At 58.5% G+C, this 20,715-nt stretch carries 17 protein-coding genes, 4 tRNA genes and 1 riboswitch; of the genes, 16 read left to right on the forward strand and 5 right to left on the reverse strand.

Annotated elements, in window-relative coordinates; genetic code table 11:
• The first annotated feature begins 337 nt into the window (after positions 1 to 337).
• The 7 genes from BT204_RS26565 to astE all read left to right on the forward strand — a co-directional run bounded on the left by BT204_RS26565 (position 338) and on the right by astE (position 8,177).
• The gene (locus BT204_RS26565) at positions 338 to 1,558 is read left to right on the forward strand and encodes an aspartate aminotransferase family protein (RefSeq protein ID WP_034128468.1); all 1,221 of its coding nucleotides are present in this window, start codon (positions 338 to 340) and stop codon (positions 1,556 to 1,558) included.
• A 211-nt stretch (positions 1,559 to 1,769) separates the two neighbouring features.
• The gene (aruF, locus tag BT204_RS26570; RefSeq protein ID WP_015885475.1) at positions 1,770 to 2,789 is read left to right on the forward strand and encodes an arginine/ornithine succinyltransferase subunit alpha; all 1,020 of its coding nucleotides are present in this window, start codon (positions 1,770 to 1,772) and stop codon (positions 2,787 to 2,789) included.
• 51 nt (positions 2,790 to 2,840) lie between these two features.
• On the forward strand, positions 2,841 to 3,866 hold the full coding sequence (gene astA, locus BT204_RS26575; protein ID WP_003193612.1) for an arginine N-succinyltransferase: 1,026 nt from the start codon (positions 2,841 to 2,843) through the stop codon (positions 3,864 to 3,866).
• Positions 3,863 to 5,332 (forward strand): succinylglutamate-semialdehyde dehydrogenase, encoded by a 1,470-nt coding sequence (astD, locus tag BT204_RS26580; protein WP_175550994.1) that lies wholly within the window; start codon positions 3,863 to 3,865, stop codon positions 5,330 to 5,332. Before astA ends, astD begins: the two co-directional genes overlap by 4 nt.
• 156 nt (positions 5,333 to 5,488) lie before the next feature.
• Positions 5,489 to 6,835, forward strand: a complete 1,347-nt coding sequence (astB, locus tag BT204_RS26585; protein ID WP_054922324.1) for an N-succinylarginine dihydrolase — start codon at positions 5,489 to 5,491, stop codon at positions 6,833 to 6,835.
• 26 nt (positions 6,836 to 6,861) lie between these two features.
• Entirely contained in the window at positions 6,862 to 7,149 is a 288-nt protein-coding gene (locus BT204_RS26590) for a hypothetical protein (protein ID WP_003175651.1), read from the forward strand.
• An 11-nt stretch (positions 7,150 to 7,160) separates the two neighbouring features.
• Positions 7,161 to 8,177 carry a succinylglutamate desuccinylase gene (gene astE, locus BT204_RS26595; RefSeq protein WP_054922329.1) on the forward strand — a complete coding sequence of 339 codons (1,017 nt, stop codon included), beginning with the start codon at positions 7,161 to 7,163 and terminating at the stop codon, positions 8,175 to 8,177.
• Here the strand turns inward: astE and BT204_RS26600 are convergent.
• Both BT204_RS26600 and BT204_RS26605 read right to left on the reverse strand, forming a co-directional pair.
• Complete coding sequence (locus BT204_RS26600) at positions 8,164 to 9,660, reverse strand: M91 family zinc metallopeptidase (RefSeq protein WP_175550993.1); 1,497 nt, start codon at positions 9,658 to 9,660, stop codon at positions 8,164 to 8,166. The genes astE and BT204_RS26600 overlap by 14 nt on opposite strands.
• Before the next feature lie 138 nt (positions 9,661 to 9,798).
• Positions 9,799 to 10,308 carry a 6,7-dimethyl-8-ribityllumazine synthase gene (locus BT204_RS26605; RefSeq protein WP_054922336.1) on the reverse strand — a complete coding sequence of 170 codons (510 nt, stop codon included), beginning with the start codon at positions 10,306 to 10,308 and terminating at the stop codon, positions 9,799 to 9,801.
• A gap of 97 nt (positions 10,309 to 10,405) precedes the next feature.
• Positions 10,406 to 10,575: riboswitch (FMN riboswitch) on the reverse strand.
• A gap of 190 nt (positions 10,576 to 10,765) precedes the next feature.
• On the opposite strand from BT204_RS26605, the gene ltaE reads away from it, so the two are divergent.
• The 8 genes from ltaE to mgtE all read left to right on the forward strand — a co-directional run bounded on the left by ltaE (position 10,766) and on the right by mgtE (position 18,513).
• Positions 10,766 to 11,770 carry a low-specificity L-threonine aldolase gene (gene ltaE / locus BT204_RS26610; RefSeq protein WP_034128464.1) on the forward strand — a complete coding sequence of 335 codons (1,005 nt, stop codon included), beginning with the start codon at positions 10,766 to 10,768 and terminating at the stop codon, positions 11,768 to 11,770.
• A 146-nt stretch (positions 11,771 to 11,916) separates the two neighbouring features.
• Complete coding sequence (gene alaS / locus BT204_RS26615) at positions 11,917 to 14,535, forward strand: alanine--tRNA ligase (RefSeq protein WP_014719590.1); 2,619 nt, start codon at positions 11,917 to 11,919, stop codon at positions 14,533 to 14,535.
• Between the two features lie 95 nt (positions 14,536 to 14,630).
• Positions 14,631 to 15,872 (forward strand): aspartate kinase, encoded by a 1,242-nt coding sequence (locus BT204_RS26620; protein WP_003193595.1) that lies wholly within the window; start codon positions 14,631 to 14,633, stop codon positions 15,870 to 15,872.
• Positions 15,873 to 16,046: 174 nt separating this feature from the next.
• Complete coding sequence (gene csrA, locus BT204_RS26625; RefSeq protein ID WP_003175645.1) at positions 16,047 to 16,235, forward strand: carbon storage regulator CsrA; 189 nt, start codon at positions 16,047 to 16,049, stop codon at positions 16,233 to 16,235.
• 62 nt (positions 16,236 to 16,297) lie between these two features.
• Positions 16,298 to 16,388 (forward strand) — tRNA-Ser (locus BT204_RS26630).
• Positions 16,389 to 16,496: 108 nt separating this feature from the next.
• Positions 16,497 to 16,573 (forward strand) — tRNA-Arg (locus BT204_RS26635).
• Positions 16,574 to 16,645: 72 nt separating this feature from the next.
• Positions 16,646 to 16,722: transfer RNA gene (locus BT204_RS26640), tRNA-Arg, on the forward strand.
• Between the two features lie 348 nt (positions 16,723 to 17,070).
• Complete coding sequence (gene mgtE, locus BT204_RS26645) at positions 17,071 to 18,513, forward strand: magnesium transporter (protein WP_003193593.1); 1,443 nt, start codon at positions 17,071 to 17,073, stop codon at positions 18,511 to 18,513.
• Positions 18,514 to 18,615: 102 nt separating this feature from the next.
• Here the strand turns inward: mgtE and BT204_RS26650 are convergent, their stop codons facing one another.
• The 3 genes from BT204_RS26650 to BT204_RS26660 all read right to left on the reverse strand — a co-directional run bounded on the left by BT204_RS26650 (position 18,616) and on the right by BT204_RS26660 (position 19,755).
• Positions 18,616 to 18,942 carry an Arc family DNA-binding protein gene (locus BT204_RS26650; RefSeq protein WP_003193592.1) on the reverse strand — a complete coding sequence of 109 codons (327 nt, stop codon included), beginning with the start codon at positions 18,940 to 18,942 and terminating at the stop codon, positions 18,616 to 18,618.
• A gap of 395 nt (positions 18,943 to 19,337) precedes the next feature.
• Positions 19,338 to 19,517 (reverse strand): PA3371 family protein, encoded by a 180-nt coding sequence (locus tag BT204_RS28250; protein ID WP_072448858.1) that lies wholly within the window; start codon positions 19,515 to 19,517, stop codon positions 19,338 to 19,340.
• Between the two features lie 10 nt (positions 19,518 to 19,527).
• On the reverse strand, positions 19,528 to 19,755 hold the full coding sequence (locus tag BT204_RS26660; protein ID WP_072448860.1) for a hypothetical protein: 228 nt from the start codon (positions 19,753 to 19,755) through the stop codon (positions 19,528 to 19,530).
• A gap of 324 nt (positions 19,756 to 20,079) precedes the next feature.
• Between BT204_RS26660 and BT204_RS26665 the strand changes: the two genes are divergently transcribed.
• Positions 20,080 to 20,156 (forward strand) — tRNA-Arg (locus BT204_RS26665).
• Positions 20,157 to 20,715: the final 559 nt, after the last annotated feature.

Here is a 20,715-nt window from a genome sequence, read left to right on the forward strand (position 1 = left end):
AGGGCGGGAGCATATATAGTGATGCCCGCAAAGAAACCTGCAGATCTTGCGCTTGCCTCCCTTGCTTATGAGGCCGTGCTGCCCGGAACTCAGGTAGGCGCGGTTAGATCGTCAGGGCGCGCCAACCCTTTCGCTGCATGATCCTGACGTAAACCTGCCGCAGCGTTTAAACTGCGCCATTGCGACGCTATTTGTCGCATTGGCGTAAACCCGCGAAAAACACGGGTTGGCGCTATAAGAAGTTGTCGCTTGGCGACAAGGCCCCACTGAAAACTGTCCTTACAATCCCTGCATCGCCCGCCAGTTCCAGGCAGGCGTTCCTCTTCAGGAGACTCCGATGTCCGTTGAGCAAGCCCCGGTGCAACGTGCCGATTTCGACCAGGTGATGGTGCCCAACTACGCACCTGCTGCCTTTATTCCTGTGCGTGGCCAAGGTTCGCGCGTGTGGGACCAGGCCGGTCGAGAGCTGATCGACTTTGCCGGCGGCATCGCGGTTAACGTTCTAGGCCACGCCCATCCGGCACTGGTCGGTGCCTTGACCGAACAGGCCAACAAACTCTGGCACGTCTCCAACGTGTTCACCAATGAGCCGGCGCTGCGCCTGGCCCACAAGCTGATCGACGCCACCTTTGCCGAGCGCGTGTTCTTCTGCAACTCCGGCGCCGAAGCCAACGAGGCCGCCTTCAAGCTGGCCCGTCGCGTGGCGTTCGACCGTTTTGGCAGCGAGAAGTACGAGATCATCGCCGCGCTGAACAGCTTCCACGGCCGTACCCTGTTCACCGTCAACGTCGGTGGCCAGTCGAAGTACTCCGATGGTTTCGGGCCTAAAATCACCGGCATCACCCACGTTCCTTATAACGACCTGGCCGCATTGAAAGCCGCGGTGTCGGACAAGACCTGCGCCGTGGTGCTGGAGCCGATCCAAGGTGAAGGCGGCGTACTGCCAGCCGAACTGGCTTACCTGCAAGGCGCCCGCGAACTGTGCGACGCGAACGACGCGCTGCTGGTGTTCGACGAAGTGCAAACCGGCATGGGTCGCAGCGGACACCTGTTTGCCTACCAGCATTACGGCGTGACCCCGGACATCCTCACCAGCGCCAAGAGCCTGGGCGGCGGCTTCCCGATTGCGGCGATGCTGACCCGTGAAGACCTGGCCAAGCACTTGGTGGTCGGCACCCACGGCACCACCTACGGCGGCAACCCGCTGGCGTGCGCGGTAGCGGAAGCGGTGATCGACGTGATCAACACCCCAGAAGTGCTGGCGGGTGTGAATGCCAAGCACGACCTCTTCAAGGCGCGCCTGGAGCAGATCGGCAAGCAGTACGGCATCTTCACCCAAGTGCGTGGCATGGGCTTGTTGATCGGTTGCGTACTCAGCGATGCCTTCAAAGGCAAGGCCAAGGACGTGTTCAACGCGGCCGAGAAGGAAAACCTGATGATCCTGCAAGCCGGCCCCGACGTGGTGCGTTTTGCGCCGAGCCTGGTGGTGGAAGAGGCGGACATCAATGAAGGCCTGGATCGTTTTGAGCGTGCTGTGAAGACGTTGACGCAAGCCTGATAGCGACACATTTTATTGGCCGGACCTGAACACATGTGGGAGCTGGCTTGCCTGCGATAGCATCACCTCGGTGACATTGATTACCGAGTTGCCTGTATCGCAGGCAAGCCAGCTCCCACATGGATCTGCTGACACATTGAGACCGATGTGTATCCAGGGCCTGTGTCCGGCATTTTTTCCTCTGTGAGTTTTCGAGTTAAGGAGTGACACCATGCTGGTGATGCGCCCCGCGCAAATGGCTGATCTGGGCGAGGTACAGCGTCTGGCTGCGGACAGCCCGATTGGTGTCACCTCCTTGCCGGATGATGTGGAACGCCTGAGCGACAAGATCGCGGCCAGCGAAGCTTCTTTCGCGGCCGAGGTGAGTTTCAACGGTGAAGAGAGCTATTTCTTCGTGCTGGAAGACACCGAGACCGGCAAGCTCGCCGGCTGCTCGGCCATCGTGGCCTCGGCCGGTTACTCCGAGCCGTTCTATAGCTTTCGTAACGAGACCTTCGTGCACGCCTCCCGCGAGCTGAAGATCCACAACAAGATCCACGTGCTTTCCCAGTGCCACGACCTTACCGGCAACAGCCTGCTCACCAGTTTCTACGTGAAGCCTGCGCTGGTCGGTTCGCCGTGGTCGGAACTCAACTCCCGTGGCCGACTGCTGTTTGTCGCCAGCCATCCCGAGCGCTTTGCCGACTCGGTGGTGACCGAGATTGTCGGCTACAGCGACGAGAACGGCGATTCACCGTTCTGGGATGCCATTGGCCGCAACTTCTTCGACCTCAACTACGCCGCCGCCGAGCGCCTGTGCGGGCTGAAAAGCCGTACCTTCCTCGCCGAGCTGATGCCGCACTATCCGATCTACGTGCCGCTGCTGCCGGACGAAGCGCAAGAAGCCATGGGCCAGGTGCACCCGCGTGCGCAAATCACCTTCGACATCCTCATGCGTGAAGGTTTCGAAACTGACCATTACATCGACATCTTCGACGGTGGCCCGACGCTGCACGCCCGGGTCTCGGGCATTCGCTCGATTGCCCAGAGCCGCGTGGTGCCAGTGAAAATCGGTGAGATGGTCAAGGGGGTTGGTCGCCAGTACCTGGTGAGCAACGCGCAGTTGCAGGATTACCGTGCGGTGATGCTGGAGCTGGACTACGCGCCCGGCAAACCAGTGACCCTGGACCTGGCGGCAGCCGAAGCGCTGGGCGTTGGCGAAGGCGCCAGTGTGCGCCTGGTTGCGGTTTAAAAAGAGAGTTTCGCGGGTGGCTGACAAAAGCGGCCCGTTCGAGGAGATAGCATGATCGTTCGTCCCGTACGCAGCAGCGATTTACCGGCCCTGATAGACCTGGCGCGCAGCACTGGCACCGGCCTCACCACCTTGCCGGCCAACGAAGAGCGCCTGACCCACCGGGTGGGCTGGGCGGAAAAAACCTTTCGCGGCGAAGCCGGGCGCGGCGATGCCGACTACCTGTTCGTGCTGGAAAACGACGAAGGCCGCGTGGTGGGAATCTCCGCCATCGCTGGCGCCGTTGGCCTGCGCGAGCCGTGGTACAACTTCCGGGTTGGGCTGACTGTCAGCGCTTCCCAGGAACTGAATATCTACCGTGAGATACCGACGCTGTTCCTGGCCAACGACCTCACCGGTAATTCCGAATTGTGCTCGTTGTTTTTGCATGCCGATTATCGCAACGGCCTCAACGGTCGCATGCTGGCCAAGGCGCGCATGTTGTTTATCGCCGAGTTCCCGCAACTGTTCGGCAACAAGATCATTGCCGAGATGCGCGGTGTGTCCAACGACGCCGGGCGTTCGCCGTTCTGGGAAAGCCTGGGCCGGCACTTCTTCAAGATGGAGTTCAGCCAGGCCGACTACCTCACGGGCGTGGGCAACAAGGCGTTTATCGCCGAGCTGATGCCCAAGTTCCCGCTGTACAGCTGCTTTCTCTCCGAAGACGCGCGCAATGTGATCGGCAAGGTCCACCCGGACACCGAGCCGGCGCTGAGCATGCTCAAGAGCGAAGGCTTCAGCTACCAGGGCTATGTGGATATTTTCGACGCCGGCCCGGCGGTGGAATGTGAAACCAGCAAGATCCGTGCGGTGCGCGACAGCCAGTCACTGGTGTTGGCCATCGGCACGCCGGGGGACGACGCCACGCCGTTCCTGATCCATAACCGCAAGCGCGAAGAATGCCGTATCACCGCCGCTCCGGCCCGTCTGGCGGCAGGTACGCTGGTGGTCGATCCACAGACCGCCAAGCGCCTGCAATTGGTGGTGGGTGATCAAGTACGTGCTGTTGCGTTGTCTGCTGCTCGGGAGTCCAAATAATGAATTCGCTGTATATCGCAGGTAGCTGGCTGGCTGGCCAGGGTGAGCTGTTTGAATCGCGCAACCCGGTGACTCAGCAAGTGCTGTGGGCTGGCAATGGTGCCAGTGCTGAACAGGTCGAATCCGCCGTGCAGGCTGCGCGTCAGGCATTCCCGGCATGGGCCAAGCGCCCGCTCGAAGAACGCATCAGCGTGCTGGAAACCTTCGCCGCTACGCTTAAAAGCCGTGCCGATGAAATCGCCCGCTGCATTGGCGAAGAAACCGGCAAGCCACTGTGGGAGTCGGCCACTGAAGTCACCAGCATGGCCAACAAGATTGCGATCTCGGTGCAAAGCTACCGCGAGCGTACCGGCGAGAAGAGCGGCCCCCTGGGCGACGCCACCGCTGTGTTGCGCCATAAACCCCACGGTGTGGTGGCGGTATTCGGCCCTTACAACTTCCCTGGGCACTTGCCCAATGGGCACATCGTCCCGGCGTTGCTGGCGGGCAATACCGTGCTGTTCAAGCCGAGCGAGCTGACCCCCAAGGTCGCCGAGCTGACCGTACAGTGCTGGATCGAAGCCGGTTTGCCGGCGGGCGTGCTCAACCTGCTGCAAGGCGCGCGGGAAACCGGCATCGCCCTGGCGGCCAACCCAGGCATCGACGGCCTGTTCTTTACCGGCTCCAGCCGCACCGGCAACCACTTGCACCAGCAATTTTCAGGGCGCCCCGACAAGATCCTGGCCCTGGAAATGGGCGGTAATAACCCGCTGGTCGTGGACGAAGTCGCCGACGTGGATGCGGCGGTGTACACCATCATCCAGTCGGCGTTTATCTCGGCAGGCCAGCGTTGCACGTGCGCGCGCCGCTTGCTGGTGCCGCAAGGTGCCTGGGGCGATGCCTTGCTGGCGCGCCTGGTGGCGGTGAGTGCGAGCATTGAAGTGGGCGCTTTCGACCAGCAACCGGCGCCGTTCATGGGGTCGGTGATCTCCCTGACTGCGGCCAAAGCCTTGATGCAAGCCCAGGAACTGATGTTGGCCAATGGCGCCGTGGCACTGCTGGAGATGACCCAGCCTCAGGCTCAGGCCGCATTGTTGACCCCTGGAATCATCGACGTAACCGGGGTGACGGAACGTGAAGACGAAGAGCTGTTTGGCCCGCTGCTGCAGGTGATCCGCTATGCGGATTTTGCCGGTGCCATCGCTGAGGCCAACAACACCCAGTACGGCCTGGCCGCTGGCCTGTTGTCGGACTCCGAAGCGCGTTACCAGCAGTTCTGGCTGGAAAGCCGCGCCGGTATCGTCAACTGGAACAAGCAGTTGACCGGCGCTGCCAGTACCGCGCCGTTCGGTGGTGTCGGGGCGTCGGGCAATCATCGCGCCAGTGCCTATTACGCGGCGGATTATTGCGCGTACCCGGTGGCGTCGTTGGAAACGCCAAGCCTGATAGTCCCGGCAACGCTCACGCCAGGTATAACGCTGATCTAAATGTGGGAGCGGGCTTGCTCGCGAATGCGGTGTTTCATTCAATATTTGAAGTGACTGAACCACCGCTTTCGCGAGCAAGCCCGCTCCCACAATGGATCTGTGGTGTATTCAAGTGATTTGATGCCTATAAAAACAGATGTTCGTGGAGCCTCGCCGATGAAATCCTGTGAAGTCAATTTTGACGGTCTAGTGGGGCCGACCCATAACTACGGCGGTTTGTCCTTCGGCAACGTCGCGTCCCAAAGCAACAGCCAGCAGTCTTCCAACCCGAAGGAAGCGGCGTTGCAGGGCCTGCAGAAAATGAAAGCCCTGATGGACATGGGCTTTGTGCAAGGTGTATTGGCGCCCCAGGAGCGCCCGGATGTAGCCGCCTTGCGCAGCTTGGGTTTCAGCGGCACCGACGCTCAGGTGATCGAGCAGGCTGCCAGGCAGGCCATGCCTTTGCTGGTAGCGAGCTGCTCGGCATCCAGCATGTGGGTAGCCAACGCCGCCACCGTCAGCCCAAGTGCCGACACCGCAGACGGCCGTGTGCATTTCACCGCTGCCAACCTCAATTGCAAATACCACCGCAGTATCGAGCACCCCACCACCAGTCGCGTGCTGGGGGCGATGTTCGCCGATGGCAAGCATTTCGCTCACCACGCCGCCTTGCCGGCCGTGGCGCAGTTTGGCGATGAAGGCGCGGCCAACCACACGCGTTTCTGTCGTGAGTACGGCGAGGCGGGCGTGGAGTTTTTCGTCTTCGGCCGTAGTGCTTTCGACCCCCGTTACCCGGCCCCGCAGAAGTACCCGGCGCGCCAGACCCTCGAAGCCTCCCAGGCCGTTGCGCGCCTGCATGGCTTGAAGGATGACGGTGTGGTCTACGCCCAGCAGAACCCGGCGGTGATCGACGCGGGTGTGTTCCACAACGATGTGATCGCGGTGGGCAACGGCGAGGTGCTGTTCTATCACGAGGATGCGTTCCTCAATACCGAACAGATGCTTGCCGAGCTGCACGGCAAGTTGAGCAAGCTGGGCGGCAACTTCCAGTCGGTGTGTGTGCCTCGCGCGTTGGTCAGTGTCGAGGACGCGGTGCGTTCCTACCTGTTCAACAGCCAGTTGCTGACTCGTCCTGACGGTTCGATGCTGCTGATCGTGCCGGAAGAGTGCCGCGCCAATGAGCGCGTGTGGCAGTACTTGCAAGGCCTGACCGCTTCCGGCGGGCTGATTCGCGAGGTCAAGGTCTTCGACCTCAAGCAAAGCATGCAGAATGGCGGTGGGCCGGCGTGCCTGCGCCTGCGTGTGGCGTTGAACGAAACCGAGCTGGCGGCCGTGAACCCAGGGGTTATCATGACTGCGCCGTTGTACGAAACCCTGACCCAATGGGTGGGCAAGCACTACCGTGACAGCCTGCGCGAAACCGACCTGGCTGACCCGCAGTTGCTGCTTGAGTGCCGGACGGCACTGGATGAACTGACGCAAATCCTTAAACTGGGCTCGGTTTATCCTTTCCAGATCAATTAATGCCACACGGCTGAGATATTTTATTTATGACCGACACCCTGAAACTCATCCTTGAAGACACCGACGGCACCCAGCTGGAAACCTCCTGCACCCGCGTCGCCGTGGTCTGGCAGGGCAAGGAGATCTGGATCCAGCACGATGGCCGCGGCCAACTGCTGATTGGCGTAGACGTAGAGGAGGGCGATGCCGAGTACGCCAACCTGCTGATGCGCCCATTGGCCACCAACCTGATGAGCCTGCAGCTGGAAATGGAACCGGCCGACGTTGAAGGTGACGACGACGATCACGTCCATGGCCCAGGCTGCAACCACTAAGGAAGCTGCTTATGCTCGCCCTCGGCAAACTGCTTGAACTGACCCTCGCCGGTCGTGAACCGGCGCAAAAAATTCAACTGACTGTCGACGGCGTGCAGATGCGCTGGCTCAGCGAAGGCGCGCTTGAAGTGCGTCCTCCTGAAGCTCTGGACAACGGCAGCGACTTGCTGTTGTCGTCCGGCATCCATGGCAACGAAACCGCGCCGATCGAATTGCTCGACCGCCTGTTGCATGGCATTGCCCGCGGGGAGATCAAACCCCGCACCCGTATTCTGTTCCTGTTCGGTAATACCGAGGCCATGCGCCGCGGTGAGCGTTACCTCGAGCTGGACGTCAACCGGCTGTTCAATGGCCGTCATGAACAAAACATTGGCCCCGAAGCCATGCGCGCCGCCGAGCTTGAGCAATTGGCCCGCAGCTTTTTCAGCCTGCCTGGCCGCTCGCGCCTGCATTACGACCTGCACACCGCGATTCGTGGCTCGAAGATCGAACAATTCGCGCTGTATCCCTGGAAGGAAGGGCGCCAGCATTCGCGCCACGAGCTGGCACGCCTGCGCGCTGCCGGTATACAAGCGGTGTTGCTGCAGAATAAAACCTCGATCACCTTCACCGCGTTTACCTATGAACAGTTGGGCGCCGAGGCCTTCACCCTTGAATTGGGCAAGGCGCGACCATTCGGGCACAACGAGGGTGTAGACGTGCGTCTCCTGGAGGCTCGCCTCACGCAGATCATCGAGGGCACCGAGCCTGTGACCGAGAGCCTGGACGGCCTGCAGCTGTTTGCCGTGTCCCGTGAAGTGATCAAGCACAGCGACGCGTTCCTGTTGCACCTGCCGGCGGATGTGGAAAACTTCTCGCCGTTGGCCAAGGGCTACCTGTTGGCCGAAGACGTGGCCAAGACCCGTTGGGTGATCGAGGAGGAGGGCGCGCATATCATTTTCCCCAACCCGAAGGTCAAGAATGGCCTACGGGCGGGGATATTAATTGTGCCGACCTCAGAAGACGCCGCGGAGCTTAAACAGGGTTAAAGGAATACTGTTTGCGCGGCGGCATGTTCAGTTCTTCGCGGATACCATTCTCACTGAATGACACCGGGTTGGAATTGGCGGGTGGAGTCGACGGGTCGTTGTCGAAGTCGAAAGGGGGGGCGTCTGTAGGCAGGCCCACCGCCTGCAGTTCGCTGTTGCGGATGAGCGGACGGGCCTTGTCGCCGTCGACACCGTCCTCGCTGTATCCTGGCAGGGTGGTTCCGGTGACCGCGTTGTACGCATGGCACAGCTCGTGATAAAGCAACGGTATGTTGGTCATTCGATTGCCGATGAACGTCGGATTGTAGTAGATCGAACCACCGTAGGCCGGTATGCCCCGTTGATTATTCTCAATGAATGACCTGGGTTCCGATTCGTTGCTCGGCGCAAACAGCCCGTTGCTCTCATCTTGCAACTCATAGATATTGATTGGGGTGCCGCCTATCAATTGCGCGGCGTACAGCGCTTGCAGCAATTGTTGCCCGTTCGGCGATTGGGCCAGCAGCGAGAGGTCATCGTTTACTCGTTGTTGAAACTGGAGGCTACCGACTACTCGAACGCCGCTGTGGATCAGAGGGTAGTAATTGATATCGGTCACCCGCGCTTGCTGGACATCTATTGGCGAGCTGTTCCCTGATGTGGAAGCGGGCACGCTGAACTGCTGCGCAGCAACAAGGATGGTGTTGGAGTCTTTGAAGACTATGTCCCTCGGCTTGAGCTGAAGTGCCAGATCCATGCCGTGTCCGGCATACATCACATTGCTGTGCGGGCCTGCCTGTAAAATATCATCGCCTGGCCCACCCACCAGGATGTTGTGCTTGCCTCCCCCTGTCAGATGATCATGGCCCTCTCCGCCATTGATAAAGGCCTGCCCTTGGGCGCCAATGACGGTATCGTCCCCCGCGCCGGAGTAGACCGTCATGTCACCGTCGGCGAGGGCAACAACCTTGTCGTTTCCATCACCTGCCTCGATATAGCAGGCGCCTCGCCGAGTCAGGATCATATCTTCGCCGGGGCCGGCGAAAATGCGCGAGTAGCCGCCTCCGGCCCAGATGCGATCACTGCCTTCACCGGCGTCGATCAGGATGGGGTGGGTGACATCGTCGGCAACATTAATTAGGTCATCACCGCCCTGTGTCCGGAACACCACGAACTGATTGAGCCCGTTCAGGGTGACATGGAAACGTTGCGTATTGACTATGACGCTGAGGCCTTCACCTTCGCCTTGCGCGGGGAGGTCGACGCAGATTCGGTCGGCTTTATCGGTGGTTGTGAACACAAGGTAATCGTGCAGTTCATCGGCCAATTCGCGCTCGACAAGCACGGTATTATCGGCATGCAGCGTGATGAACGCTAACGGCAGTTGGGCGTGCGGGCCCCTTTGGAGGTTTTTGGTGCGGTTGATGGGGTCGCTGATTCGTCCGTCAATCATCCAGACGTTATCGGGAGCGCGCGGAGCGCTTGGAAGGGTAATCTCAGACATGCTGACTCCGTTGATGATGGGAACTCTTTTGAGGTAAACCTCAAAACCATTACATCGTCGGTACATCAATCACTGGTTTTACTTATATATATGCCCTGTCGATCCAAGGAAACTCGGCTGGACAGGGCTCGGATGCAATCAGCTAACGCGCTTTTGCGGCTCGCTTTGATAGATCGCCCGCACTTTGTGCAGGGTATCGGCGCAGGTACGCGCAGCTTCCTGACCCTTGTGCACGAAGTGCTCATAGAAGAACGTGGTGTGCTCGCTGCCGGCATGGAAGTGGTGCGGCGTCAGGGACACCGAGAACACCGGCACTTCAGTTTCCAACTGCACCTGCATCAGGCCGCTGACCACCGATTGCGCGACGAATTCGTGACGGTAGATGCCACCGTCCACCACCAGCGCGGCAGCGACGATCCCCGCGTAACGGCCGGTCTTGGCCAGCAACTTGGCGTGTAGGGGCATTTCAAAGGCGCCGCCGACTTCGAAGAAGTCGATGTCCGATTCCTGATAACCCTGGGCGATCATTTCGGCGAGGAAGCCTTTGCGCGATTGGTCGACAATATCCTTGTGCCAGCAGGCCTGGATAAACGCGACGCGCTCGCCGTGATGGTTTTTGCTTTTGCTGTCGATTGCGGTGGGTTGCATGTTCTGACTCCTGTTTAAGAAAAAAACAGGGCGTTATGAATCGAATGGGATTTAAGGGTACGCATGCGCAAACAGGCGCGCGGCCCTTAGGTGCCAATCCCGTTCTCTCTTCATCCGGACTATGACCGTCGGCCCCGGGATCACACCGGGTCTGCTGACCTTGTCGCCGTCCTGCCTGAGCAGTTCAAGGCGCCAAGCGCTCGCGGGCTATGCACATTGCGTGCAATTACCGCCGGTGGGGAATTGCACCCCGCCCTGAGAACGTTGCCGCCAGAACCCTGGCGGCGGAGAGTTTTTAACATGGTTTTTCGAAAACTGCACGGCTGCCGTCTCGATAACTTATATCGGTTTGATTGGTTGGTATTCGAATGAATGCAATAGGGGCTTGATATTCCGTGGCTTTGCCCGCAGTAATCACACACAAAAGGACTTATCCACTCCGTTAGAGGCCCCCTTCATGACCGTGATCGACCTGCGCAGCGACACCGTGACCCAACCTACCCCCGGCATGCTCGACGCAATGGCCAGCGCCGTCAGCGGCGATGATGTTTATGGTGAAGACCCCAGCGTTAACCGCTTGGAGGCCGAGTTGGCCAAGCGCCTGGGCTTTGCCGCGGCGCTGTTCGTACCCACCGGCACCATGAGCAACCTCCTGGCGTTGATGGCTCACTGTGAGCGCGGCGAGGAATACATCGTCGGCCAGCAGGCCCACACCTACAAATACGAAGGTGGCGGTGCGGCGGTGCTGGGGTCGATCCAGCCGCAGCCTCTGGAGGTTCAAGCTGATGGCTCCCTTGATCTGAACCAGGTGCTTGCAGCCATCAAGCCCGACGACTTCCACTTCGCGCGCACGCGCCTGCTGGCGCTGGAAAACACCATGCAGGGCAAAGTGCTGCCGCTGGATTATCTGGCCAAGGCCCGTGCATTTACCCACGAGCACGGCTTGGCCCTGCACCTGGATGGCGCCCGCCTTTACAACGCAGCAGTCAAGCTGGGGGTGGATGCGAGAGAAATCGCCCAGCACTTCGATTCGGTGTCGGTGTGCCTGTCCAAGGGCCTCGGCGCGCCGGTCGGTTCGGTGCTGTGTGGCTCGGCGGCGCTGATCGCCAAGGCTCGGCGCTTGCGCAAGATGGTCGGCGGCGGCATGCGCCAGGCCGGCTCACTGGCGGCGGCGGGGTTGTATGCTCTGGATCATCAGGTGCAGCGCCTGGCTGACGACCATGCCAACGCGCAATGGCTGGGCGATGAGTTACGCAAGGCCGGCTACAGCGTCGAGCCGGTGCAGACCAATATGGTGTATGTGCAGGTAGGCGATCAGGCGCAGGCGCTGAAGGCCTTTGCGGCCGAGCGTGGGGTCAAGTTGAGTGCCGCGCCGCGCCTGCGCATGGTCACCCATCTGGACGTCAGCCGGGCGCAGATCGAGCAAGTGCTGCAGACATTCGTCGCGTTTTCGCAGAAATGACAGTGCAGGCCGTCTAATTGACTGTTTCTATCACATAAACACGCTGTACCACCGGCAAAGGGCCGATATAATGCGGCCCTTTGCCGTCGCTCCGTCTGATGATGTTGCGCACTGGCCTTTGGCCGCAGCCTCCGTGGAAGAACCTAATGAAAAGCGCAGAAATCCGTGAAGCCTTCCTTCGCTTCTTCGAAGAGCAAGGTCACACCCGTGTAGCCTCCAGCTCCTTGATCCCAGGCAATGACCCAACCCTGCTGTTCACTAACGCGGGGATGAACCAGTTCAAGGACTGCTTCCTGGGCCAGGAAAAGCGCGCCTACACCCGCGCTACCAGCAGCCAGAAGTGCGTACGCGCCGGCGGCAAGAACAGTGACCTGGAAAACGTCGGCTACACCGCTCGTCACCACACCTTTTTCGAGATGCTGGGTAACTTCAGCTTCGGCGACTATTTCAAGAAAGACGCGATCACGTTCGCCTGGACCTTCCTCACCGGCGTGCTGAAGCTGCCCAAGGAAAAGCTCTGGGTCACCGTGTACGCGACGGACGATGAAGCGTATGACATCTGGACCCAGGAAATCGGTGTACCTGCCGAGCGCATGATCCGTATCGGTGACAACAAAGGCGCGCCCTATGCGTCCGATAACTTCTGGACCATGGGTGATACCGGCCCGTGCGGCCCGTGCACCGAGATTTTCTACGATCACGGCGACGATATCTGGGGTGGCCCGCCAGGCTCGCCGGAAGAAGACGGCGACCGTTACATCGAGATCTGGAACAACGTGTTCATGCAGTTCAACCGCACCGCCGATGGCGTGTTGCATCCGCTGCCGGCACCGTCGGTGGACACCGGCATGGGCCTGGAGCGGATCAGTGCGGTGATGCAGCACGTTCACTCCAACTACGAAATCGACCTGTTCACCAACCTGCTGAGCGCCTCGGCGGCGGCCATTGGCTGCGCCAATGAAGGCCAGTCTTCGCTCAAGGTGGTGTCGGACCACATCCGTTCCTGCGGTTTTCTTATCGCCGACGGCGTGCTGCCGTCCAACGAAGGCCGTGGCTACGTGCTGCGTCGCATCATCCGTCGCGCGTGCCGCCACGGTAACAAGCTGGGCGCTACCGGCAGCTTCTTCTACAAGATCGTGGCCGCGCTGGTTGCCGAGATGGGCGATGCCTTCCCGGAACTCAAGCAACAGCAAAGCAACATCGAGCGGGTGCTCAAGGCTGAAGAGGAGCAATTCTCCAAGACCCTGGAGCATGGCCTGAAGATTCTGGAACAGGACCTGGCTGAGCTCAAAGGCACCGTGGTGCCGGGTGATGTGGTGTTCAAGTTGTACGACACCTATGGTTTCCCGATGGACCTGACTGCCGACATCGCCCGCGAGCGTGAGTTGACCGTCGACGAAGCCGGTTTCGAGCGTGAGATGGAAGCCCAGCGCGTGCGCGCACGTTCGGCCAGCTCCTTTGGCCTGGACTACAACACCCTGGTCAAGGTTGACGTGCCGACCGAGTTCACCGGCTACAAAGCCACTGCGGGCTCGGCCAAGATCGTCGCCATCTATAAAGACGGCAAGTCGGTCGACGTGTTGAGCGAAGGTGAAGAGGCGGTTGTGGTGCTGGACCAGACGCCGTTCTATGCCGAGTCGGGTGGCCAGATTGGCGATTGCGGTTTCCTGAGCTCGACATCCGGTCGTTTTGACGTGCGCGACACCACCAAGACCGGCGGTGCGTTCCTGCATCACGGTGTGCTGGTGCTGGGCAACTTGACTGTGGGCGCACCGGTAGACACCCAGGTCGATGCCGATGTAAGGCATGCCACGGCGTTGAACCACTCGGCCACGCACTTGCTGCACGCCGCGCTGCGCCAGGTACTGGGCGAGCACGTGCAGCAAAAAGGTTCGTTGGTGGACAGCCAGCGCCTGCGTTTTGACTTCAGCCACTTTGAAGCGATCAAGCCTGAGCAGATCAAGGCCCTAGAAGACATCGTCAACGCCGAGATTCGCAAGAATACCCCGGTTGAAACCGAAGAAACCGATATCGAGACCGCCAGGAATAAAGGCGCCATGGCGCTGTTTGGCGAGAAGTACGGCGACGAAGTCCGCGTACTGAGCATGGGCGGCAGCTTCTCGGTAGAACTCTGTGGTGGCATCCACGCCAACCGCACCGGCGATATCGGCCTGCTGAAGATCATCAGCGAAGGTGGTGTGGCCTCGGGCGTACGTCGTATTGAAGCGGTAACCGGTGCTGCGGCCCTGGCTTACCTCAATGCGGCCGAAGAACAACTCAAGGAAGCGGCCGGCCTGGTCAAGGGCAGCCGCGACAACCTGATCGACAAGCTGTCCGCCGTGCTGGAGCGCAACCGTGCGCTTGAGAAACAGCTGGAGCAGTTGCAGGCCAAGGCGGCGAGCGCTGCGGGCGATGACCTGTCGGCCGCGGCGGTTGACGTCAAGGACGTAAAAGTCCTGGCTGCGCGCCTGGACGGCCAGGATGGCAAGGCGCTGTTGGCCTTGGTCGATCAGTTGAAGAACAAGCTCGGCCGCGCAGTGATCCTGCTCGGCAGTGTCCATGAGGATAAGGTCGTTCTGGTTGCTGGTGTAACCAAGGACCTGACTGGCCAACTCAAAGCCGGTGATTTGATGAAGCAAGCCGCTGCGACAGTGGGCGGCAAGGGCGGTGGTCGTCCGGACATGGCGCAAGGCGGTGGTGTCGATGCCGCAGCTCTGGACGCGGCGCTGGCCTTGACCGTGCCATTTGTCGAGGCAGGTATTTAAAGCACTGTTAACCGGCCCGTGGTCTAGTCACGGGCTTGTTCAGTGCGGGTGGATTGGAAATTAGGCGCCCCTTTACGGGCTGAGGCGGCTTGGAAATGGCTTTGATCGTACAGAAATTTGGAGGCACCTCGGTCGGTTCTGTCGAAAGAATCGAGCAGGTCGCCGACAAGGTTAAGAAGTTCCGCGATGCTGGCGATGATCTGGTAGTGGTGCTGTCGGCCATGAGTGGCGAGACCAATCGCCTGATCGATCTGGCCAAGGCCATCAGCGGTGATCAACAGCCGCTGCCGCGCGAGCTGGATGTGATTGTCTCCACGGGCGAGCAGGTAACCATTGCGCTGTTGGCCATGGCGCTGAACAAGCGTGGCGTGCCAGCGGTGTCCTACACTGGTAGTCAGGTGCGCATTCTTACAGACAGCGCACATACCAAGGCGAGGATCCTGCAGATTGATGATCAGAAAATTCGCACTGATCTGAAAGCAGGCCGTGTGGTAGTTGTAGCGGGTTTCCAGGGCGTGGATGAGCACGGCAACATCACCACGCTGGGTCGTGGCGGTTCGGACACCACCGGTGTGGCCCTGGCGGCAGCGCTCAAGGCTGACGAATGCCAGATCTATACCGATGTGGATGGCGTCTACACCACTGACCCACGCGTCGTGCCAGTGGCCCAACGGCTGGACAAGATCACCTTTGAAGAAATGCTGGAAATGGCCAGCCTTGGTTCCAAGGTGTTGCAGATTCGTGCGGTGGAGTTCGCCGGCAAGTACAACGTTCCGCTGCGCGTATTGCACAGCTTCAAGGAGGGTCCGGGCACCCTCATTACTATTGATGAAGAGGAATCCATGGAACAGCCGATCATTTCCGGCATCGCTTTCAATCGCGATGAAGCCAAGCTGACGATCCGTGGCGTGCCAGACACCCCAGGCGTGGCTTTCAAGATTCTGGGGCCTGTCAGCGATGCGAATGTTGAAGTCGACATGATCGTGCAGAACGTTTCGCACGACAACACCACCGATTTCACCTTCACCGTGCATCGCAATGAATACGATGCAGCATTGAAAATCCTGCAGAACACTGCGAGCGAGATTGGCGCGCGTGAAGTGGTCGGCGATACCAAGATTGCAAAGGTGTCGATCGTCGGGGTGGGCATGCGTTCCCATGCTGGCGTTGCCAGCCGTATGTTCGGGGCTCTTGCCAAAGAAGGTATCAACATCCAGATGATTTCCACCTCGGAAATCAAAGTCTCGGTCGTCCTCGAAGAGAAGTACCTGGAGCTGGCTGTACGCGCGCTGCATACGGCTTTTGAGTTGGATGCGCCGGCCCGACAGGGCGAGTGATGCATTGCCAGGAAGGCGCGGTTTACCGCGCCTTTCATTTTTTTGTGGGGTACATGGTCTTTTGCATGGGCTCGACAATACTTAGCGAGTAGGGCTACGACCTTTTGGTTGTAGGTCGAATGCTTTTTTTTTGCAGACTGTTGTTCCTGAACTGAAATGCGTGAGGTGAAAGGTATGCTGATTCTGACTCGTCGTTGCGCAGAAAGCCTGATTATCGGTGATGGCGAAATCACTGTGACCGTGCTCGGCGTCAAAGGCAATCAAGTACGTATTGGGGTTAACGCTCCGAAAGAGGTGGCGGTCCACCGCGAGGAAATCTACCTGCGGATCAAGAAAGAGAAGGACGAAGAACCAAGCCTTTAATTTTTATCGTTTTTTATGTTTGCAAACGGGGAGGAACGTGGTTAATATACGCCCCGTGTTGCGGAGAGCTGGCCGAGTGGCCGAAGGCGCTCCCCTGCTAAGGGAGTACACCTCAAAAGGGTGTCGGGGGTTCGAATCCCCCGTTCTCCGCCATTATTTGCTTAGTACGTTGCAATCTGGTTTTTTCGGTAAGTTGTTGAAAATACTCGAAAAAATAGCTTTACATAGAGATTGAACGGCCTATAATGCGCGGCAACAAATGCACTCGTAGCTCAGCTGGATAGAGTACTCGGCTACGAACCGAGCGGTCACAGGTTCGAATCCTGTCGAGTGCACCATTTAAGAGTTAGTTGCAGCGATGCAGGTAGCTTGGCTTCAACCAGTTGTGATCTGGTCTAAAAACACAATCTGCACTCGTAGCTCAGCTGGATAGAGTACTCGGCTACGAACCGAGCGGTCACAGGTTCGAATCCTGTCGAGTGCACCATACAAACAAAAAGCCCGCCTAGTGCGGGCTTTTTGCCGTCTGGGGTTTGTATAGGCTTTATCCGGCGTCCTCCTTTTTCTCCCTCCTCATGTGTTTTCCCATGCGTCTGCGTCGTCGCAGTTCATAGATGCAGCCAATACTGAGCTTTGGCGTGCAAGCGCTTGTTCTTTCCAGTTTTTTAACGTTTAAAACGTCCGGGCGGTGTATCATGCGCCCGTCAGCCCCGCCGGGGCTTGTGGAATACCTCCATGGACTTACCCAGTAGTTACTCAGTACCCCGTTTTACCAATCATGAATTGACTGATTGATCCTTCCGGCGTGCCCCGCTGCTGGGAGTGGAGTTCGCCTATGACCGAAGTAGAAGTAAAGAAAACACAAGAAAGCCTGCAGGATCGTCTGGCTCAAGTTATCGAGCTGCTGCAGCGCCAGCGCGTGGTCGAAGACCTCACGCACCGCCAGGAAGGTCCGAACCACGACCGCGTCGAAAACCTGGTTCACCGGCAAAACCTCGTCGAGTTGCAACGCAAGCTCGATGACCTGCACTCCGCCGACGTCGCCTACATTCTTGAAGCCTTGCCGTTGGATGACCGACTGACCCTGTGGCAGTTGGTGAAGGCTGATCGCGACGGTGACATCCTTCTGGAAGTATCGGACTCGGTGCGTGAGACGCTCATCGCCGACATGGATGACCACGAACTCCTGGCTGCCGCCAAGGAGATGGATGCGGACGAGCTTGCTGACCTGGCCCCTGAGCTGCCCCGTGATGTTGTCCATGAGTTGATGGAAGCGCTCGACACGCAGCAGCGTGAGCGTGTGCGTTCCGCGCTGTCGTACGACGAGGATCAGGTCGGCGCCCTGATGGACTTCGAGATGGTCACCATCCGCGAAGACGTCAGCCTGGAAGTGGTGCTGCGTTACCTGCGCCGCCTCAAAGAGTTGCCCGGCCACACCGACAAATTGTTTGTGGTCGACTATGAGGGCATCCTCAAAGGCGTTTTGCCGATCAAGCGCCTGCTGGTCAATGATCCGGAGAAAAAAGTTGCTGACCTGATGGCCAGCGATACCGTGAGCTTCCACCCGGACGAAGATGCCTACGACGCGGCCCAGGCATTCGAGCGTTACGACTTGATCTCGGCTCCGGTGGTTGATAAGAACGGCAAGTTGATCGGTCGTCTGACCATCGATGAAATCGTCGACTTGATCCGTGAGGAAAGTGAAACCGAAGTCCTCAACATGGCGGGTTTGCGTGAAGAGGAAGATATTTTCGCGTCGGTCTGGCGTTCACTGCATAACCGCTGGGCTTGGCTGGCTATCAATCTGATTACCGCGTTTATCGCTTCTCGCGTGATCGGGTTGTTTGAAGGCTCCATCGAGAAGCTGGTTGCCTTGGCGGCGTTGATGCCGATTGTGGCGGGCATTGGCGGCAACTCCGGGAACCAGACCATCACCATGATCGTGCGCGCCATGGCGCTGGACCAGGTCAGTACCGCCAATTCCTCACGGCTGTTGCGCAAGGAACTGGCTGTAGGCCTCATAAACGGATTGGTGTGGGGGGGCGTGATTGGCGTGGTGGCCTACTTGCTCTACGGCAGTTGGTCCCTAGGTGTGGTCATGACTGCGGCCATGACCCTTAACCTGTTGCTGGCGGCCTTGATGGGGGTATTGATCCCCATGACCCTGGCGCGTCTAGGTCGCGATCCCGCCATGGGTGCCAGTGTGATGATCACGGCCATGACTGACAGTGGTGGTTTCTTCATCTTCTTGGGCCTGGCAACGATCTTCCTGCTCTGACCCTTCCCGCGGGGGCAAACCTGCCCTCGCTTTGCTTCTTATTCCCAAACTCGACGCAAAAAAAAAGCCAGCACAGGGCTGGCTTCGGCTTTCAGGTGTCAATCAATTGGCTTCTGCGGCCGCCTCCACGTCGTGCGCGATCAGCGAGACGAGAGCATTTTGCTGGCGGTGGGAGAGTTGACGAAAACGCTGCAGCAGTTCGCGTTCGTGCAGTGACAGCTCGGGGCTGTCCAGGCGCATGCTCAACTCTTCACCCAAGGCACCTTCCTGAATAAGGCTTTGTTCCAGGCGTGCGATGATTTCGGAGTTCATGCTGCGGTGATGATTGCGAGCCACCTCGGCAATGCGTTCCCGCATTCCGTCTGGCAGACGTACGACGAATTTGTCAGCCGTACGGCTGGAATAAATTGCCTGTTTCAATGGGCGCATATATTTAACCGGTTAGTTCAGGGGAGCGGTTTCTGGAATTGGCCGCAAGATGAGTGTTAAGACAAGGCTCACGACCAAAGTTCAACGCGAATTGCAAAGAGGCCGCATCATGCCTCAGATTTGCCATTTCATTGGCGTCAATTCTGTGACAAATATTGAACCGCCTACAGGCTTTATGCCAGTACTGATTTGCGTTTTTGCGGACTGGTTGGAAAAATTTCCCGCAGCTGCAGCGAAGCTCGGCAACCTTCGTCCAGGCCAGCGCGGAATCTGAGTCGAAGGGTGTCCTTTCTATAGGGATATGGCCTTTTGCCCGCAAGCTTAAGGTTAGTAGCTGTTCGGCTATTTACGAGTGTCAGGCGACATAAGGTAGGGCGAAGGGCGGCGGGGGAGGGCTAGCGAAGGAGTGGATCGAATTTGATTCGGCGACCCTTGATGAGTGCCATTATCAGTAGGCTGCCCAGCACGGCGCTTGCGACGAAGGCTAGGGTTTGAGCTTGTTGTGAGGTGGCTCCCAGGCCTAGTGCGGCGGACATGAGGGTCAGGCACAGAAATAACCAGGCAGATTTGGACATGAATATTTTCTCAGAAAACCCAATGCTCGGCCGCTGGGGCAGATTGGGTTTCTTGGGTCAGGCGGATGGGGGGCTGGGGGTTGGCAGTCATCAGTGCGAGTTGAGGGCGCTGTTGCAGATGGTGGGGAATGGCTTGGCTGATTTGCGCGCCGTCTTCAGTATTGGTCGGCTGAAAATGAAGCGTCACCACCGCGGCCAGTGCCACAGCGTTCAGTGCTAATAGAAGGGCGCTGTTCATAGTCATGGTCTCCACGGTGCCTGGAACGATTGGTTGTGTATGTATGACTTTGCAGATGTCGTGCCAACCTATTAGGCCAATAAAAACAAAGAGTTAGATTTGATTTGTGGGGTTTTGAGGTTGCAGTTTGCAATGATGGCATATTGGCGCAGTGCAATTTGCACGATGCATCTGGAGGCCTTGGTCTGCAGCGAGAGGCTTTGAATGCATTCGCAGGGATCGGCCTACATTCAAAATGCCAACGGACGACATGACAAAACCAGCCTCGGCCGTTAAGATGCACGCCGTCTGTCGCTAGCCCTTCCGGGTAAGCATTTGGCATTTGTCCCAGTAGCTCAATTGGATAGAGCATCCCCCTCCTAAGGGGAAGGTTGGCCGTTCGAACCGGCCCTGGGACACCATCTCTGTTGAGCTTTCCCTTTCCGGTATTCGCCGGTCTAAAAAAACAGTCTTTCTCGCTCCTCGCTTTCGCAGGTCTCGGCCGGGCTTCTTCCGGTTGGAGTTCGATGCATTTGTGTGGGAGGGGGTATTCACGCCCCAGGGCTATACGCTTCTTCTTATATAGAAGAGGCGGCGAGGCATCCTGATTTTATAGGCGAATGGGTTTTTAGCTTTTTTGCGGATAAGGGGTTGACGTTCATGGCGATCCCTGTAGAATACGCCTCCCGCTTACGAGAGATCGCAAGCGCAAGTGGTTGAAGTTGTTGAAGAAATCTTCGAAATCTTCGAAAACTTCTGAAAATAAACACTTGACAGCAAATGAGGCTGCTGTAGAATGCGCGCCTCGGTTGAGACGAAAGATCTTAACCAACCGCTCTTTAACAACTGAATCAAGCAATTCGTGTGGGTGCTTGTGGAGTCAGACTGATAGTCAACAAGATTATCAGCATCACAAGTTACTCCGCGAGAAATCAAAGATGTAACCAACGATTGCTGAGCCAAGTTTAGGGTTTCTTAAAA

It is taken from the genome of Pseudomonas sp. NFPP02 (assembly GCF_900119355.1).
Lineage (GTDB): Bacteria > Pseudomonadota > Gammaproteobacteria > Pseudomonadales > Pseudomonadaceae > Aquipseudomonas > Aquipseudomonas paracarnis.

Bases quoted from the DNA above. Each gene is read 5' to 3' on its own strand.
- mgtE (WP_003193593.1), top strand. From the start codon at position 17,071: ATGACCGAAGTAGAAGTAAAGAAAACACAAGAAAGCCTGCAGGATCGT.
- BT204_RS26660 (WP_072448860.1), bottom strand. From the start codon at position 19,755: ATGAACAGCGCCCTTCTATTAGCACTGAACGCTGTGGCACTGGCCGCG.
- BT204_RS26620 (WP_003193595.1), top strand. From the start codon at position 14,631: ATGGCTTTGATCGTACAGAAATTTGGAGGCACCTCGGTCGGTTCTGTC.
- aruF (WP_015885475.1), top strand. From the start codon at position 1,770: ATGCTGGTGATGCGCCCCGCGCAAATGGCTGATCTGGGCGAGGTACAG.
- csrA (WP_003175645.1), top strand. From the start codon at position 16,047: ATGCTGATTCTGACTCGTCGTTGCGCAGAAAGCCTGATTATCGGTGAT.
- astA (WP_003193612.1), top strand. From the start codon at position 2,841: ATGATCGTTCGTCCCGTACGCAGCAGCGATTTACCGGCCCTGATAGAC.
- alaS (WP_014719590.1), top strand. From the start codon at position 11,917: ATGAAAAGCGCAGAAATCCGTGAAGCCTTCCTTCGCTTCTTCGAAGAG.
- BT204_RS26600 (WP_175550993.1), bottom strand. From the start codon at position 9,660: ATGTCTGAGATTACCCTTCCAAGCGCTCCGCGCGCTCCCGATAACGTC.
- BT204_RS26605 (WP_054922336.1), bottom strand. From the start codon at position 10,308: ATGCAACCCACCGCAATCGACAGCAAAAGCAAAAACCATCACGGCGAG.
- BT204_RS26650 (WP_003193592.1), bottom strand. From the start codon at position 18,942: ATGCGCCCATTGAAACAGGCAATTTATTCCAGCCGTACGGCTGACAAA.
- astB (WP_054922324.1), top strand. From the start codon at position 5,489: ATGAAATCCTGTGAAGTCAATTTTGACGGTCTAGTGGGGCCGACCCAT.
- astE (WP_054922329.1), top strand. From the start codon at position 7,161: ATGCTCGCCCTCGGCAAACTGCTTGAACTGACCCTCGCCGGTCGTGAA.
- BT204_RS28250 (WP_072448858.1), bottom strand. From the start codon at position 19,517: ATGTCCAAATCTGCCTGGTTATTTCTGTGCCTGACCCTCATGTCCGCC.
- ltaE (WP_034128464.1), top strand. From the start codon at position 10,766: ATGACCGTGATCGACCTGCGCAGCGACACCGTGACCCAACCTACCCCC.
- BT204_RS26590 (WP_003175651.1), top strand. From the start codon at position 6,862: ATGACCGACACCCTGAAACTCATCCTTGAAGACACCGACGGCACCCAG.
- BT204_RS26565 (WP_034128468.1), top strand. From the start codon at position 338: ATGTCCGTTGAGCAAGCCCCGGTGCAACGTGCCGATTTCGACCAGGTG.